Source organism: Enterococcus sp. DIV0561 (assembly GCF_050539875.1).
Taxonomy (GTDB): domain Bacteria; phylum Bacillota; class Bacilli; order Lactobacillales; family Enterococcaceae; genus Enterococcus; species Enterococcus faecalis.
Window position 1 is genome coordinate 570,456 of the sequence record NZ_CP172927.1, and the last position, 16,427, is coordinate 586,882.

General features: G+C 37.4%; 16 protein-coding genes. 12 read left to right on the plus strand and 4 right to left on the minus strand.

The features are described 5' to 3' along the window. Window positions 1-45 precede the first annotated feature (45 nt). Window positions 46-792, minus strand: coding sequence for a MurR/RpiR family transcriptional regulator (locus tag IGM13_RS02870; protein WP_002363162.1), 747 nt, complete (start codon window positions 790-792; stop codon window positions 46-48). Window positions 793-969: 177 nt separating this feature from the next. Here IGM13_RS02870 and pfkB point away from each other — a divergent pair, with 177 nt between their 5' ends. The 5 genes from pfkB to bph all read left to right on the plus strand — a co-directional run bounded on the left by pfkB (window position 970) and on the right by bph (window position 5,503). Next, a complete protein-coding gene (pfkB, locus tag IGM13_RS02875) occupies window positions 970-1,896 on the plus strand; it encodes a 1-phosphofructokinase (protein WP_002355534.1) in 927 nt (308 codons plus the stop codon). 4 nt (window positions 1,897-1,900) lie between these two features. Further along, on the plus strand, window positions 1,901-3,319 hold the full coding sequence (locus tag IGM13_RS02880) for a PTS fructose transporter subunit IIC (RefSeq protein ID WP_002419980.1): 1,419 nt from the start codon (window positions 1,901-1,903) through the stop codon (window positions 3,317-3,319). 26 nt (window positions 3,320-3,345) lie between these two features. Then, entirely contained in the window at window positions 3,346-3,807 is a 462-nt protein-coding gene (locus tag IGM13_RS02885) for a fructose PTS transporter subunit IIA (RefSeq protein ID WP_002382981.1), read from the plus strand. Then, the gene (gene lacD / locus IGM13_RS02890; protein WP_002419981.1) at window positions 3,804-4,781 is read left to right on the plus strand and encodes a tagatose-bisphosphate aldolase; all 978 of its coding nucleotides are present in this window, start codon (window positions 3,804-3,806) and stop codon (window positions 4,779-4,781) included. Before IGM13_RS02885 ends, lacD begins: the two co-directional genes overlap by 4 nt. A gap of 188 nt (window positions 4,782-4,969) precedes the next feature. Next, the gene (bph, locus tag IGM13_RS02895) at window positions 4,970-5,503 is read left to right on the plus strand and encodes a biofilm phosphatase Bph (RefSeq protein WP_002355538.1); all 534 of its coding nucleotides are present in this window, start codon (window positions 4,970-4,972) and stop codon (window positions 5,501-5,503) included. 87 nt (window positions 5,504-5,590) lie between these two features. Here the strand turns inward: bph and IGM13_RS02900 are convergent, their stop codons facing one another. Beyond that, window positions 5,591-6,022 (minus strand): GNAT family N-acetyltransferase, encoded by a 432-nt coding sequence (locus IGM13_RS02900; protein WP_002358682.1) that lies wholly within the window; start codon window positions 6,020-6,022, stop codon window positions 5,591-5,593. A 75-nt stretch (window positions 6,023-6,097) separates the two neighbouring features. On the opposite strand from IGM13_RS02900, the gene IGM13_RS02905 reads away from it, so the two are divergent. From IGM13_RS02905 to IGM13_RS02930, 6 genes are all read left to right on the plus strand, one after another. After that, complete coding sequence (locus tag IGM13_RS02905) at window positions 6,098-7,312, plus strand: AI-2E family transporter (protein ID WP_002384914.1); 1,215 nt, start codon at window positions 6,098-6,100, stop codon at window positions 7,310-7,312. 174 nt (window positions 7,313-7,486) lie between these two features. Beyond that, entirely contained in the window at window positions 7,487-8,866 is a 1,380-nt protein-coding gene (locus tag IGM13_RS02910; RefSeq protein ID WP_002363168.1) for a hemolysin family protein, read from the plus strand. A 173-nt stretch (window positions 8,867-9,039) separates the two neighbouring features. Beyond that, the gene (locus IGM13_RS02915) at window positions 9,040-10,614 is read left to right on the plus strand and encodes a peptide chain release factor 3 (RefSeq protein WP_002355543.1); all 1,575 of its coding nucleotides are present in this window, start codon (window positions 9,040-9,042) and stop codon (window positions 10,612-10,614) included. Between the two features lie 175 nt (window positions 10,615-10,789). Further along, complete coding sequence (locus IGM13_RS02920; protein ID WP_002355544.1) at window positions 10,790-11,233, plus strand: DUF3290 domain-containing protein; 444 nt, start codon at window positions 10,790-10,792, stop codon at window positions 11,231-11,233. A 15-nt stretch (window positions 11,234-11,248) separates the two neighbouring features. Next, the gene (locus IGM13_RS02925) at window positions 11,249-11,896 is read left to right on the plus strand and encodes a DUF421 domain-containing protein (protein ID WP_002368017.1); all 648 of its coding nucleotides are present in this window, start codon (window positions 11,249-11,251) and stop codon (window positions 11,894-11,896) included. Window positions 11,897-11,962: 66 nt separating this feature from the next. Continuing rightward, window positions 11,963-13,033 carry a hypothetical protein gene (locus IGM13_RS02930; RefSeq protein WP_048945292.1) on the plus strand — a complete coding sequence of 357 codons (1,071 nt, stop codon included), beginning with the start codon at window positions 11,963-11,965 and terminating at the stop codon, window positions 13,031-13,033. A 41-nt stretch (window positions 13,034-13,074) separates the two neighbouring features. Here IGM13_RS02930 and IGM13_RS02935 read toward each other — a convergent pair whose 3' ends face one another. Further along, complete coding sequence (locus IGM13_RS02935; RefSeq protein ID WP_002355547.1) at window positions 13,075-13,389, minus strand: DUF1827 family protein; 315 nt, start codon at window positions 13,387-13,389, stop codon at window positions 13,075-13,077. A 194-nt stretch (window positions 13,390-13,583) separates the two neighbouring features. After that, window positions 13,584-15,824 (minus strand): ATP-dependent Clp protease ATP-binding subunit, encoded by a 2,241-nt coding sequence (locus tag IGM13_RS02940; protein ID WP_002386935.1) that lies wholly within the window; start codon window positions 15,822-15,824, stop codon window positions 13,584-13,586. 301 nt (window positions 15,825-16,125) lie between these two features. Here IGM13_RS02940 and IGM13_RS02945 point away from each other — a divergent pair, with 301 nt between their 5' ends. Next, window positions 16,126-16,317: a hypothetical protein gene (locus IGM13_RS02945; RefSeq protein WP_002366170.1), complete on the plus strand. Its 192-nt coding sequence runs from the start codon at window positions 16,126-16,128 to the stop codon at window positions 16,315-16,317. Window positions 16,318-16,427 lie beyond the last annotated feature (110 nt).

Consider the following 16,427-nt stretch of genomic DNA (forward strand, 5'->3'; position numbering starts at 1 on the left):
CCAAAGTGATTTTTGTCCCACGCTTTTTTTATTATTTAAGAAAGCCTAAGTTGTCGTTCTTAGAGCATAGGCATCCAATAAAATTCTTGCCAGAATGGATAGTGGTAACCGTGAACGCACTTCATAATCGGGGAAAAAGGAGCCTTCTGATTTGAAGCCCACGAACGGAATTTCAATATATTTCATTAAACTAGAGTGTTTGCTTGCAGTTAAAAGGATAGTCCCAATTTCTGAGTCGTAACAGTTTTTACCAGCGACAACTAATTCTTGAGTTTCTCCGTTTAAAGAAACAAAAAGAGCCACATCTTTTTTTGATAACTTTTTACTAATATTTTTAATAATTTCTGGGTCCGTATGCAGCTCACAGTATTTGCCAGCCAATTGAAACTTAACCATCATTTCCTGAGCAATTAATTCTGAAAAACCTCTAGCAAAGATAATAATCCGTCGAGAAGCCTTGATTTTTTGGATCGCATCTTCGATATTACCAATTTCAATCATGTTAATCGTACGAGTTACTTCTTCTTCATTCTTTAAAATGGCTGTCCGAATTCCTCGGTCTACTTTTTCTAATGCTGAAAAATTTATATTTTGGTTTTCTTTATCTTTCAAGTGATGCTTGAAGGATGTGAAACCTTCATAGCCTTTCTTTTTCATGGTTCTTACAATCGTCGCAGTTGATACGTTGGCTCGTTCGCTTAATTTTACAATGGAATAATCAGGGATTTCTAAAATATGTGTTTCGATAAAATGCCAGAGATATTGCTCTGACTCACTCAATTTTTGTTCCATAATGGCCAGCCCTTCTTTCTTTCGCTAAAAAACATTTATAAGCCTATTTTTAATGAAAAAAAATAAAAAAGCTAGAGAAATTATGAAATTGTAAATGTTTTCTATATTTTTGCGAAAGAATGAAAACCTTTACATAGTATTTTGAGACATAATAAAGAGGAGAAAGGAGGAACTACAGTGACTATTTATACATGTACATTAAATTTAGCCATTGATTTATTTATCGAAACAGAAGAGCTAGTTCCTTTTGTCGTGAATCGCACGAAGGAAGATGATATTCAAGCAAACGGGAAAGGAGTCAATGTTTCCCTAATTTTAAAGATGTTAGGGATTGATAATACCGCTTTGGGAGTCAAAGCTGGTTTCACTGGGAACTATGTCGAGGATTATTTAAAAGAAAAAGAAATAACCACTGATTTTATCGAAGTCGCTGGTACAACGAGAATTAATGTGTTTACAAAAGTTACCCAAGATCAAAAGGAATACAAATTAGTCAATAAAGGACCAAAATTATCTGAAGAACATGTACAACGTTTTTTGAAAAAAATTTCAGAGTTACGTAAAGGGGATTATTTGTGCGTATCAGGAAGTTTACCACAAGGGGTTTCGCCAAGTATTTTGATTGAAATTAGCCGAATTTGTTTTGAAAAGCAGGTGTTCTTAATTTTAGACAGTAGTTATGAAGAAATTTTAGATTGTTTGCCTTATCAACCATTTTTATTGAAACCAAATGAAGAAGAACTTCAAGAGTGGTTTCATACAGAAGTGCAGACTAAGGACGATTACATTTTTTATGGACAAGAATTACTGAAGCGGGGAGCCAAAAATATTTTACTTTCTTTAGGTAGTGAAGGGGCTTTATTTATGAACAATGAAAAGGTTCTTTCAGGTAATTCACCAACTGGAATGGTTGTGAATACAGCTTGTTCAGGGGATGCAATGTTAGGTACCTTTTTAGCTGGTTGGCATCAAGGACTATCATTGGAAAAAAATTTAAAAAGAAGTATTGCAGCAGGTAGTTCAACAGCATTTCGCAAAGGATTGACAGATTTTTCAGATGTTCAGGAGTTAGAGCAACAAATAAAGATTCAAGAGGAGGAATAAACAGATGGCTACGTATCAATTAATAGCTGCTACAGGTTGTCCGACGGGAATAGCGCACACGTATATGGCACAGGAGGCATTGGAACAAGCGGCGAAACGTAAAGGTATTACGATTAAGGTTGAAACACATGGTCAGATTGGCATAGAAAACGAGTTAACACCTGCAGAAATCCAAGGAGCGGAGGCAGTCATTATTGCCGCCGACAAAGACGTTCAAGCAGAACGTTTTGCTGGGAAACGAATTATTGATGTCCCTGTCAGTGTGGGGATTAAAGAAGCAGATCGCTTAATTGAAGAAGCACTCGCAGGCAAAGGATCGATTGCAGCCGAAAACCAAGCAGTGGACGAACTTGAACAGGAGACACAAATTTCTTCAGGAAATGTTGGACATAGTATTTATAAAAACTTAATGAATGGCGTCTCTCACATGTTGCCGTTTGTAGTAGCAGGCGGCGTTTTAATTGCTCTTTCTTTTGCTATCTGGGGCATTTATTCATTTGATCCAGAAAGTAGTCAGTATAATCCTACCGCTGCTATGTTAAAAAGTATTGGTGATGCCTCAATGGGCATGATGGTGCCAATCTTATCTGCGTATATCGCAGAGGGGATTGCGAAACGACCTGGTTTGGTTGTGGGCTTTGTCGGTGGTTTGATTGCTAACACGGGTGGTACTGGCTTTTTAGGAGGGATATTATCTGGTTTCCTTGCTGGGTATTTCATTCTTTTATTACAAAGAGTATTTAAAGGTTTGCCTAAATCATTAGATGGTTTAAAAGCAATTTTCCTTTATCCAGTCATTGGCGTTGCAGTTATTGGTATCACTATGTCTTTACTAGCAGATCCGATGAAAGCTGTTAACGAAGGAATGATGAGCTTTTTAGCTAGTTTCCAAAACTCCAGTCCGTTGGTTTTAGGAATAATTGTGGGTTGTATGTGTGCCTTTGATATGGGAGGTCCAGTTAATAAAGCGGCCTATGTTACTGGAACGGCACTCTTAGCTCAAGGAAATACTTCTTTTATGGCAGGAGTTTCTGCTGCCTGCATAGCGCCACCTTTAATTACAGGCTTTGCTACATTATTCTTTGGAAAATACTTTGACACAAATGAACGCAATGCGGGCCTAGTGAACTTTATTTTAGGCTCCACACATATTACAGAAGGCGCTATTCCGTTTGCGGCAAAAGACCCATTGAAGGTTTTACCAATTATGATGCTCGGATCTTCAATTGCGGCAGTCCTAACGTATATGTTTGGGGTACAAGTGCCAGCACCTCATGGAGGATTTCTTGTTTTACCAGTTGTTACTCACGCTGTTCAATGGGTTCTGGCAATTTTAGCTGGTTCATTGGTAGGCGGTTTATTGCTAGGTTTTGTACAAAAAAGTAGAATCGCCAAACAAGAGCAATCGTTATCAAAAAAATGAAATAACAGGAATTAGGAGTGAATGGAATGGCTTTTATTAAAGAAAATCATATTTTTTTAAATCAACAGTTACAAACGCAAGAGGATGTTTTTCACTTTTTAGCAAAAAAATCAACAGAATTGGAAGTTGCTCAGGACGCACAGGAAGTTTTCGATAAACTGAACGAGCGAGAACAAGAAGGAACAACGGGGATGATGAATGGATTTGCGATACCTCATGCAAAAGCAGCAACGATTCAACAAGCGGCCATTATCATCGTTACCTTGGACCAAGGTGTTGAGTGGCAGAGCCTTGACAACCAATTAACGGAGTTTGTGATTGCGCTGTTTATTCCAGATGCCGAAGCTGGCACGACACATTTGAAATTACTCTCTTCCGTTGCGCGCCTCCTATTAAGAGAAGAAGTTACTTCTGGACTGAAACAAGCAAGTTCGCCAGCTGAAATTGCTACGTTACTAAATAATCAATTAGGAGAGGAAACAGAATGAAAAAAATTAGTGAACAAAAACGTAAACATTTAGAAAATCTGGTAGATGATCAAGGGATTATTGGCGCACTAGCCATTGATCAACGTGGGGCCTTAAAACGCATGATGGGAAAATACAAAGAGGTGACTGCGCAAGAAATCAGTGACTTTAAAGTATTAGTATCTCGTTGCTTAACACCAGAGACTTCAGCAATTTTGTTGGATCCAGAATATGGCCTAGCTGCTGCTGAAAATCGAGCACAAACTTCAGGTTTGTTACTTGCGTATGAAAAAACGGGCTACGATGCTTCGACACCAGGACGGTTACCCGATAGTCTTGATGTTTGGTCGGTTAAGCGTTTAAAAGAAGCGGGCGCAGACGCGTGTAAATTTTTACTTTATTACGATGTTGACGAAAGTGAAGCAATCAATGAACGAAAGAAAGCTTATATAGAACGGATTGGTTCAGAGTGTTTAGCCGAAGAAATTCCATTCTTTTTAGAAATTGTCTCTTATGATGCAAACAATTCGGATAGTGATTCAAAAGAATACGCTAAAGTAAAACCGCACAAAGTAATTGAAGCGATGAAAGAATTTTCAAAGGATCGCTATAATGTTGATGTTTTAAAAGTAGAAGTCCCTGTGAATATGAATTTTGTAGAAGGTTTTGGCACTGAAAGTCTTTATAGCCAAGATGAAGCGCAGGCCTTTTTCAACATGCAAAGTGAAGCAACACAACTTCCATTTATTTTCTTGAGTGCAGGGGTTAGTGCTGCGATGTTTCAGGAAACATTGAAATTTGCAAAAAAAGCAGGTTCCTCGTTTAATGGAGTCTTATGTGGTCGCGCAACTTGGGCAGACGGCGTGCTTCCATTTGTTCAACAAGGTTCTGAAGCAGCCGTTGCGTGGCTTGAAACAACTGGTAAAACAAATGTTGAAGAATTGAATCAGGTTTTAAGAGAGAGCGCAGTATCAGTCTTTGAAAAAATACAGTAATTAAGCTGAAAATATATACTGAATTTAAACTATTTGGTCATCTGAATTAAATTTTTTCAGAAATCGTCTTCTTTAAGTGAACTCAATGTACGCAAACTCAAAAGATATGATATAATTATTTTGATATCGATGTATGAACACCCAAAAAGTAACAGTGCTTTACTTTATTTGGGGAAAGTTGGGGTATTATGGGAATTCCTAAAGAAGGCGAGTTTGTAACCATTCAGAGTTATAAACATGACGGACATTTACATCGAACGTGGCGTGATACGATGGTACTAAAAACGAGCGAGTATTCTTTAATTGGTGTGAACGATCACACGTTAGTAACGGAATCCGACGGACGTCGGTGGGTGACTCGTGAACCAGCCATTGTTTATTTTCACAAGAAATATTGGTTCAATATAATAGCAATGATTAGAGAAAAGGGGGTTTCGTATTACTGCAATCTGGCTTCGCCATATGTTTTAGATGACGAAGCGTTGAAGTATATTGATTATGATTTAGATATCAAGGTTTTTCCAGATGGTGAAAAACGTTTACTAGACGTTGATGAATATGAATTTCATAGCAAACTAATGGATTATCCAGAAGATATTGACTTCATTTTAAAAGAAAATGTCAAGACTTTAGTGGATTGGATTAATAACGAAAAAGGCCCCTTCTCGCCCGAATATGTAGATATCTGGTATCAACGTTATCAACAGCTATCAAAAAAATAGCCGATGTAAACAGCCCACAAAAGGAGCTTGGAGCATTAGCCAAAATGGCTAATGCTCCAAGCTCTAAATTTTCCGATTTAATTGGTGTTATAGTTCTTTATTCATTTCGTAGTGTTCAATGCCAGCATCCATAAAAGGTGCCCCTGTTTTTTGATAACCTAAACGTTCATAGAAGCCTACAGCGGTGACTTGCGCGCCTAGAGTAATCTTGTGGTAGCCTTGTTCTTTGGCAAAATTTTCTGCCGCTTCCATAATCACTCGTCCATAGTCGGCGCCACGGTAAGCTTTTTCAACGGCCATTCGTTGTAATTTCATAACGCCATTTTCTAGTGGAAGCAAGCGACAAGTTGCGACAGCTACATGATCCGTGTACAAAACAAAGTGAATACAACGTGCTTCATATTCATCGATTTCCATCTCTTCTGGTACCCCTTGTTCCGCTACGAATACGCGTTGACGAAGCCGGACAGCATCTAAATAAAGATCACTCATGGTATCTTTTGTTTGAGCTACATGCATAGAAAAACCCCCAAGTTCAGAATCTGTTTCTATTTTATTATACCACGAAAAAGTTCTAGAAATGAAGTATTCTCAATGACTGAGGGGGGAAGGTGTGATAAAATAAAACAGCAACAATTGAATAAAAATAAAGGAGGAGCCGCTGTGATTAATCGATTTAAAGAATCGAAATTATTTTTCTGGTCAGTTGAATTACTTGTCGTGGCCATGCTATTATTTATTGCTTCGAAAATTAATTTCTTATTTGCACCGATTGGGACATTCTTTTCAACGTTGTTTGCCCCAGTCTTAGTAGCAGGCTTTTTGTATTATTTACTAAATCCTGTGGTCAATCTACTAATGAAGACGAAAATGAAACGAATTTATGCCGTCTTACTGGTATTTTTATTACTAATCATCGCATTAGTTCTGATTTTATTAACAATTATCCCTAAGTTGGCAGATCAGCTAGCTAGTTTAGCATCAAGTATGCCGGATTTCTTTAAACAAGTGGAGACCTGGATTTATGAGATTGCGGAGTTACCTATTTTTAAACAAATTGATTTAACAAGCTATATTGAAAAAATGGATATTTCTTATGCCAATATTATCCAACAATTTTTAAGTAGTTTATCAAGTAGCTTAGGTTCAATCGTATCAACGGTGGCGTCAACCACCATTGTTTTGGTCACTGCGCCATTTATTTTATTTTATATGTTAAAAGATGGAGATAAGCTAGTACCAGCGATCCAACGCTTTTTACCTGAGAAAAGAAAAGATGATATTGTGGATCTTTTAGGACAATTGAACCAAACCTTATCCAGTTATATTAGTGGACAAGCGATTGAATGTTTATTTGTCGGTACATTTACGATTATTGGGTATTCATTGCTTGGCGTTCGTTATGCCTTTTTATTTGGTGTCATTGCCGGCTTTACGAATTTGATTCCCTATCTAGGCCCTTATCTAGGATTAGCGCCCGCTGTCTTAGTGACCATCTTTAATGAACCCGTCAAAGCAGCCTTATGTTGTTTAGTGGTGCTAGTGGTTCAACAATTGGACGGAAATATTATTTATCCAAACGTTATCGGAAAATCTCTAAAAATCCATCCATTAACGATTATTTTAATTTTATTGGTAGCAGGAAATTTAGCAGGTTTGCTAGGTATTTTCCTCGGCGTCCCATTTTACGCAATCTGCCGGACCATTATCTACTATGTTATTGATATGGTCAAAGCGGGTCGTAGTGAAAAAGTTACCAATGCCGTTCTTTTAGGGAATGAAACAAATACGAAAGAAAATAACGGTTAATGATTGAATCCGCTAATCTTTCGTGCTATGATTTTATGGATTAGGATAGAAAATAACCTGTCATAATACTGATTGTGTCTGTTTCTAAGCCTAACCATAAAAAGAGGAAGAACGTTAAAAGAGTACGAAAGTACAGCCTCGGAATTATCAACAATTAAGGAGAGAGAGAACATTATGAATAATGCTGACCCTGAGAGTCAGTCGCTAATTGCGCAACTTCTATTATTAGTCGTGTTGACGTTTATCAATGCCTTTTTGGCAGCGGCGGAAATTGCAGTCGTATCTGTTAACAAGAATCGTGTGGAACAAAAAGCGGAAGACGGCGACGCAAAAGCTCAAAAATTGCTTAAGGTATTGCAAGACCCCAATAACTTTTTATCCACAATCCAAGTAGGGATTACTTTGGTTAATATCCTATCTGGTGCTTCATTAGCAGAGACTTTATCTAGTCGTTTGGCCCCTGTATTAGGTGGCGGCGCCGCAGCTAAGAGTCTTGCCAGTATCATTATCTTAGCGTTGTTAACGTACGTTTCCATTGTATTTGGTGAATTATATCCTAAACGAATTGCCATGAATAAATCAGAAGAAGTCGCTCAATTGACTTCTGGTGCAGTCCGCTTTTTAGGAGTTATCGCGCGTCCCTTCGTTTGGTTGCTATCGGCTTCGACCGATTTATTATCCAAAATCACACCAATGACTTTCGATGATGCTGATTCGAAGATGACACGAGATGAAATGCGCTACATGCTTGAAACAGAAGGTGTTTTGGAAAACGAAGAACTAGAAATGTTACAAGGTGTCTTTTCATTAGATACAAAAGTGGCACGAGAAGTAATGGTTCCTCGGACAGACGCATTCATGGTTGATATCCAAGATGATGTCCAAGAAAACATCAATTTAATTTTAGGAGAAAATTATTCTCGGATTCCTGTTTATAGTGAAGACAAAGATAAAATTGTTGGTATTTTACATACCAAAACGTTACTAAAAGCTGCACGTAATTTAGGCTTTGAAAACATTGAATTAGGCGCAATCATCCAAGAACCATTATTTGTCCCAGAAACCATTTTTATTGATGATTTACTTTATGAGTTAAAACGAACACAAAACCAAATGGCGATTTTACTAGATGAATATGGCGGTGTTGTCGGTTTAGCAACACTGGAAGATTTACTAGAAGAAATCGTTGGTGAAATTGACGATGAAACAGATGAAGTAGAAAATTTATATACACAAGTGGCCGACAATGAATATTTGGTTCAAGGGCGCATGTTAATTGACGAATTTAATGAAGTATTTGAAACAGATTTACACATGAGCGATGTTGATACAATGGCAGGTTACTTAATCACAGCATTAGGAACCATTCCTGATGAAGGGGAAAAACCTTCTTTTGAAGTGGGCAATATTAAGTTAACTGCTGAAGAAATGGAAGGCACACGTTTGCTAGTCTTACGCGTTCATTTCTACGATGAAGAAACTGTCGATGAAGAACCAGAAGAAAATCGTCGTTTTTTCCGTAAAGAAATGGAAGATGACGAACCAAGACGTTAAAAATAACCTGTGACATCAGTCGTTTTGACTAATGTCGCAGGTTTTCCTTTTAAAAAACAGCCAACAGCAGCTCTTTATTCTCAAGGCTTGACATGATATACTAGCAAAGGTTAATCAAAAATTATGCTGAAGAAAATAAATAAATAAACATCACAAGTGATAAGGAGATTTTTATGACGATCAATCAAAAAGAAGCAGTCGATAGTCGCCGTACGTTTGCGATTATTTCCCATCCGGATGCTGGGAAAACAACGATTACTGAACAATTATTATTATTTGGGGGCGCCATCCGACAAGCTGGAACAGTCAAAGGGAAAAAAACAGGGAACTTTGCCAAATCTGACTGGATGGAAATTGAAAAACAACGGGGAATTTCGGTAACGAGTTCTGTGATGCAATTTGACTATCAAGACAAACGGATTAATATCTTGGACACCCCAGGGCATGAGGATTTCTCAGAGGATACGTATCGGACCTTAATGGCCGTGGATAGTGCTGTGATGGTTATTGACAGTGCCAAAGGGATTGAAGCACAAACGAAAAAACTTTTCCAAGTTGTTAAAAAACGTGGTATTCCAATTTTTACCTTTATTAACAAATTGGACCGTGATGGACGGGAACCATTGGAACTTTTAGAAGAATTGGAAGAACTATTGGATATTGAATCTTATCCAATGAACTGGCCAATTGGTATGGGAAAAGGCCTAGAAGGTCTATACGATATTTATAATGAACGTGTGGAATTATATCGTCCAGAAAATAATGGCGGGGAGCGTTTTATTCCTTTAAAAGATGGCGATATCCCAAGCGATTTACCATTGCACAATAACAGCGTTTATCAACAAGTGTTGGAAGATGTTGAGTTATTGGTAGAAGCAGGCGATGAATTTAGCGAGGAAAAAATCGCTCGTGGTGATCAAACGCCAGTCTTCTTCGGTTCTGCTTTGACAAACTTTGGGGTTCAAACATTTTTAGAAACCTTCTTACAATTTGCGCCTGCGCCACATGCGCATAAAACAGAAGAGGGTGGCGAAGTAAGTCCTTACGAAAAAGAATTTTCAGGCTTTGTCTTTAAAATTCAAGCGAATATGAACCCAGCCCATCGTGATCGAATTGCCTTTGTTCGAATTTGTTCAGGTGTTTTTGAAAGAGGCATGGACGTGACTTTAGGTAGAACAGGCAAAAAAGTCAAATTAAGTAACGTGACGCAATTTATGGCGGATGCCCGCGAAAACGTCACAGAAGCTGTTGCAGGCGATATTATCGGCGTGTATGACACAGGAAATTACCAAATTGGCGATACTTTGTATGAAGGGAAAATGAATGTTCAATATGAAGAGTTGCCGTCATTTACCCCTGAATTATTCATGAAAGTAACTGCCAAAAACGTGATGAAACAAAAATCTTTCCATAAAGGAATTTACCAACTGGTTCAAGAAGGAGCCATTCAATTATATAAAACATATTTAACGGAAGAATATATCATTGGCGCCGTAGGTCAATTGCAGTTTGAAGTTTTCCAATACCGAATGTCCAATGAATACAATGCTGAAGTAGTAATGACACCAATGGGTTCTAAAATTGCCCGCTGGATTAATCCAGAAGATTTAGATGAACGCATGAGCTCTAGCCGAAACATTTTGGCACGGGACCGCTTCGACCAACCATTGTTCTTATTTGAAAACCAATTTGCGGAACGCTGGTTTGCGGATAAATATCCAGATGTTGAACTGAAAAGTTTGATGTAAAATTAATTTGTAATCAATCAGTAGCTGAATCTTTAGAAGATTGAAGCTCGGCGCAATCATTCTCAAGATGATTGCGCTGAGCTTTTTCTTCTTATAAGGCACTAAAGCAGGTGTGATTATTTTTTTTGAGATAGAATACTTATTATAACTAACCTATCAAGGAGTGGACAAGAACATGAATTTTTATGGCATCGAGTATTTAAAAAGCCAATCTAATTTAAATGATTACTTAAAGTATTTTTTTATTTTTGCTTTGTTAATCGGGCTAGTCATTGTGTTTAGTTTTTATGTGCGACATCAAATTCAAACGAAATATCGTGAATTAAGTATTATTATTTTTTTATCATTATTATTTGTTTTAGGGGTTCAATATTCCAATTATCAACTGAACCAAAATCAGCATTCACAATCTTCACAAATGGTACATTTTGTCGAACAAGTGGCACAGGAAAAAAAGGTTTCTCCAGAAAAAGTTTATGTCAATGGTACACAATTGGCTGACGGAACCATAGTTAAAATTGACGAAGTGTTTTATAAAATGAGTTTAAGTACGGATCAGCAGTCTTATACGTTACAAGAAACGTATTTATTAACACCAACGATTGAAATAATAAAGTAAAGTGAGGGAAAATTAATGCAGTTTTATAGTCCAATTATTATTAAATTTGCTTTAGGTATTATTTGTTTAATTGTCCAAATTAATTTGATGGGAAAAGGCAATTTGGCGCCCACATCGGCCATGGACCAAGTGCAAAACTATGTATTGGGGGGCATTATTGGTGGTGTTATTTATAATGATTCAATTACGGTGCTTCAATTTGTATTAGTGTTAATTTTGTGGACATTATTAGTCTTAATTTTAAAATTTGCAAAAGAACACAATCGCTATGTGAAGCAAATTGTGGATGGTAAACCCATTACTTTAATCAAGGATGGACAGGTTGTGGTGAAGGAATGTTTGAAAAATGGTATTTCTGCAAATGATCTGATGTTTAAATTACGAGCAAATGGTATTTATGAAGTCCAGCTTGTTAAACGGGCGGTTTTAGAACAAAATGGTCAATTAACAATCGTCGAATATGGCGATGAAAGTATTCGTTACCCGATTATTGTGGACGGTCAAGCCAACATGGATGTCCTAGAGTTAATCAAAAAGGATGAGCACTGGCTATTAACGCAAATCCAAGAACAAGGATTCCAAAGATTACAGGAAATCTATCTAGGTGAGTATTTATCTGGGCAGTTAAGTTTATCGCCATATGAAGAAAAAACGATTGCTTAGCTATACTTTTTATCCTACTTATATTAGAATTGAATGGTAATTCAATGAGCTTTAAAAGGAGGAAAAATGAAAACTAAAAAGATAGTTGTCGGGTTATTTTGTTCAATGATTGTTTTAATGGGGTGCCAACCAGATCAACGAACTGAAAAAATGAAAGAAAGTACTGAAACAGAAGTAGGCCAAGTAACGAGTGGTGCCTCGGAAGCCACTAATGCCACTTCTGTAAAGCAGGAGGAGCAGGCAAACACGAATAATCAATCGAAAGAGAGTGTTGCCAAAGTGAGTTATGAGCGTAATGGACATACCTTTGAAGTTGATGCTGTTTCTGGCGCTACAGTAGAAGCTAATAATGGACAATCAGGAATTAGCCCAGAAGAAAAAGCCCAGAAGATGTATTGGTCAGGTCGTCCAGAAATCGGAGAAGTTCAAGGGGATTATTATCATCATGAAGTCGTGTTTGATGGCGGCTATACGGCTTTAATTGATGTCGTTGTTAAGGATCAACAAATTCAGTTAGTGGAATTTGATGAACGTGGACCTAAAAACTATTATTCTGAAGAATGGGCAGGAGTGACAAAACGTTTATCCGGCTATGCAAATTTTCAAGCGAACAACGCCCGAACCGATCAATCGTTAGTGACCGTTGTTAATACGATGACTTTTTTAGAAAATCAAATGGTTGCTGAAAATCGTCTAGATGGTGCCTTCCAGACAGCCAAAGGTCAATCCAATAGCGCTAATAATGGCTATCTTCCTGCTGCTAGGGCTTTAGCTAAGGAAATCAAAGAACCCTCAAAAGAACATTATACAAGTCTAACAGAAGATTTTGGAGAGGGGCTTTCTGGACGTTTAACTGTTATTACGTTAAAAGATTCAGGGAAAATAACCGATCTTCGTTATGATGAATATTTTGCAGATACAGAAGAAGAGATTAAAGATGCGAAACTTAAGGCTTATTCTCGCCAATCAAAATATTTTTCTAAAGATTATGCTCAAAAATCGGGAGAAAATTTCAAAAAAGAAGTGGATGACTTAAGAAAAAAAGCAATCGAGGAAAATAAATTAGTCAGTCCGACAAATGAGGAAGCCTGGTCGGAAAATTATCAAAGTCTTGTAAAAAAAATAACGTCACAATAAATAAAAAAAACTGCCGAAGTGGGGAAACTTCGGCAGTTTGTTTAGTTTTCCATGAGGGAAACTTTTAATGGAACAGACACTTCGGTCACATGGTTTAATTCAATGATAGAAATTTCATCTGGGTCATAAGCCTCTTTAGGTAATCGTTTCAACAGTTTTGCTAAAATTTCTTTTACTTCTGTCGGACGAATGCGACGATTTTTATTCATAATCAGAACTTCCACATGGTGAGCTGCTTCTGAATAGACAGCGGTCGTGTTTCCTGCTGAGTAGACTTTTACAAAGTAAGCATCCGTGTTTTCCAATTGTTTATTTACTAATTGTTTGTAGCTATTGGTCACATTCACTAATTTCATTTTATCACCTCATTATAGTTGTGTGCTGCAAAAGAGCGTTTCCAATTATGTACAGGAGTTCCAGATTGAATTTTTTCTATGAGGAACAAGTATACGAATATCTTTCTTCTATTATAGTTTTTTTTGATGAAAATAAAAAGTGAAAAGCATAAAAAAATCCGCACGCATTGTTATTAATGCGTGTGGATTTTTGATTATTCTGCTTGGTCAGATGTTGAAGTTTCTGTTTTAGTCACTTCTTGTGCGCCAGTTACGATAATTTTACCTTCGTTATCTAACGCTGCGACTAATTGATGATTTTCAGGATGATCTAGATAGTATTCAGCAATGCCGTCTTCAATTTGTTCTTGAATCGTTCGACGTAAAGGACGAGCGCCCATTGCAGGATCATAACCTAAATCAACGAGTTTCTCTTTGACTTCTGTTGGAACCTCAATGTGTAATTTTTGTTTAGCTAATAAGCCATTTACTTCTTCTAACATCAAGCTGACAATGTTCATCAGGTTTTCTTTGCTTAATGCTTTGAATTCGATAATACCATCGAAACGGTTAAGGAATTCGGGAGTGAAGAAGTTGTTCAATTGACCTAAAACAGATTTAGTCACACCTTCACGGGCAGCGCCAAACCCAACGTTGGCTTCCACAGCTCCTGTTCCAGCATTACTTGTCATGATAATGATGGTGTCTTTAAAGCTGACTGTACGACCTTGTGCATCTGTTAAACGACCATCGTCGAGAATTTGTAAAAACATGTGTAAAACATCAGGATGCGCTTTTTCAATTTCATCCAATAAAATTAAACTATAAGGATTACGACGGACTTTTTCTGTGAGTTGTCCAGCTTCGTCATACCCAACATAGCCTGGAGGAGAACCAATCAGTTTAGAAACACTGTGTTTTTCCATATACTCACTCATATCAAAACGAACCATCGAATCTTCTGAACCGAATAGCTCAAAGGCTAATTGTTTTGCTAATTCTGTTTTACCAACGCCTGTTGGCCCTACAAATAAGAAGGAACCAATTGGGCGGTTTTGTTTGCCTAGGCCTACACGATTGCGACGAATCGCTTTAGCTACTTTATCGACGGCATCATCTTGTCCGACAACATGAGCTTTTAAGTCAACAGCTAAATTTTTCAATTGGGTTTGTTCTTTTTCTTTTAAGTCACCGACAGGAATGCCAGTTTTTTGTTCCACAATGGCTTCAATATCTTTTTCAGTGATGACGGGTGTTTCTTCATCGCTGATTTGTTTTTCTTTCATTGCTTGTAATTTATTGATTTGATCACGATAGTAAGCCGCTTTTTCAAAATCTTCTTCTGCAGAAGCTTGTTGTTTTTGTTGTTCCGCTTCTGCTAATTTTTTATCAATTGTTTTTGGATCGACGAGTTGAATAGTTAGATTCATTTTTGAACCAGATTCATCTAACAAGTCAATCGCTTTATCTGGTAAAAAGCGATCTTGAATGTAACGGTTGGATAAGTTTGCTGCTGCGTTAATCGCTTCATCTGTATATTTGACATGATGATAATCTTCATAACGTTTTTGCAGACCATGTAAAATCGTTATGGTTTCGGCAACGGTTGGCTCATCTACTTGGACTGGTTGCATCCGACGTTCTAAGGCAGCGTCTTTTTCAATAATACGGTACTCATTTAAAGTTGTGGCACCGACTAATTGTAATTCACCACGTGCTAAGGCTGGTTTTAAAATATTGCCAGCATCCATATTGCCATCACCAGCAGCACCGGCACCCACAATTTCATGGACTTCATCAATAAATAAAATGACATTTTCAGCTTCAGTGATTTCTTCAATCAATTTTTGCATCCGTTCTTCAAATTGTCCGCGAATACCAGTTCCTTGAACAAGTGAAACCACATCTAAACGAATGACTTCTTTGTCCAATAATTTTTGGGGCACATCGCCATCGACAATTTTTTGGGCTAAACCTTCGACAACGGCTGTTTTACCAACACCTGGTTCACCGATTAAAACGGGGTTGTTTTTTGTACGGCGATTTAAGATTTCAATGACACGCTTAATTTCTTGGTCACGTCCTACCACAGGATCGATATCTCCTTGGCGTGCCGCTTCGGTGATGTTAATCCCATACTCGCCTAGTAAACCTTGACCAGCGCCAGCGCCTCCGCGAGGGGGTTGACCGCCATTACCACCATCACCAAATTGAGTGGGTGGTGTTTGTTGTTCATAAGGATTCCCTTGTTGCATTTGGCGAGAAAGAGAGCGATATAAATCGTCTAAACTCCCAAAGCCAAAAGGGTCTTGTCCCATATTTTGAGGGGAATTATTTGCTTGATTTTTTAATTTTTGATAGCAGCTTTGGCAATAGTCCAGTTGTTTTCTTTGACCATTCACATTTGCATATAAATGAATTGTTGCTTCATTTTGTTGACAATTTTGACAAATCATTGAATGAAACACATCCTTTCAAAATAACTGAGGCCAGAAAAATAGTTGTTTGTTCTATTATTTCTAGTAAACAGACCATTTTTCTTCAAACCAGCCAAGTGCTAGATAGCAGGAATAAATTCTGTCTATAAAACCACTTGACCATTTTTGACCTTTGAGGTTATTATAGCATTTTTTGTAAGAGAATCAAGTAAAAGACCTTGTTTAAAAAAAGACAAAGATTCGATTTTTTTACAGACAATTGCGCCATTTTCAAGTAAACTATAAGAGTTGATATTTAAGAGAAAGAGTGGTGAAATCAATGGCTGAAAATCCTTTTGTAGAAAAAATTGCTTCATTAAAAGCTGGAGAAATCTCTGAATTAATCGTGGAGCAAAATGAATTTTTCCAATTTCGTGATGCTTGGATTTCTTTGCCTGACCGCGCGGAAATTGTTGGAGAAGCGGGGTTAAATGGACGAATCATTTATCGTTACCAAAAAGAGGAAGAATAGTCAGTGCAAAACATCACGAAATTTAAGCAAAAAGTGTTGTGTAAGATAGAAAAAAATGGTAATCTTAGAAACTGAAAGGGTCTTTTTTCGAGTAGACGTTTGATTTTAGC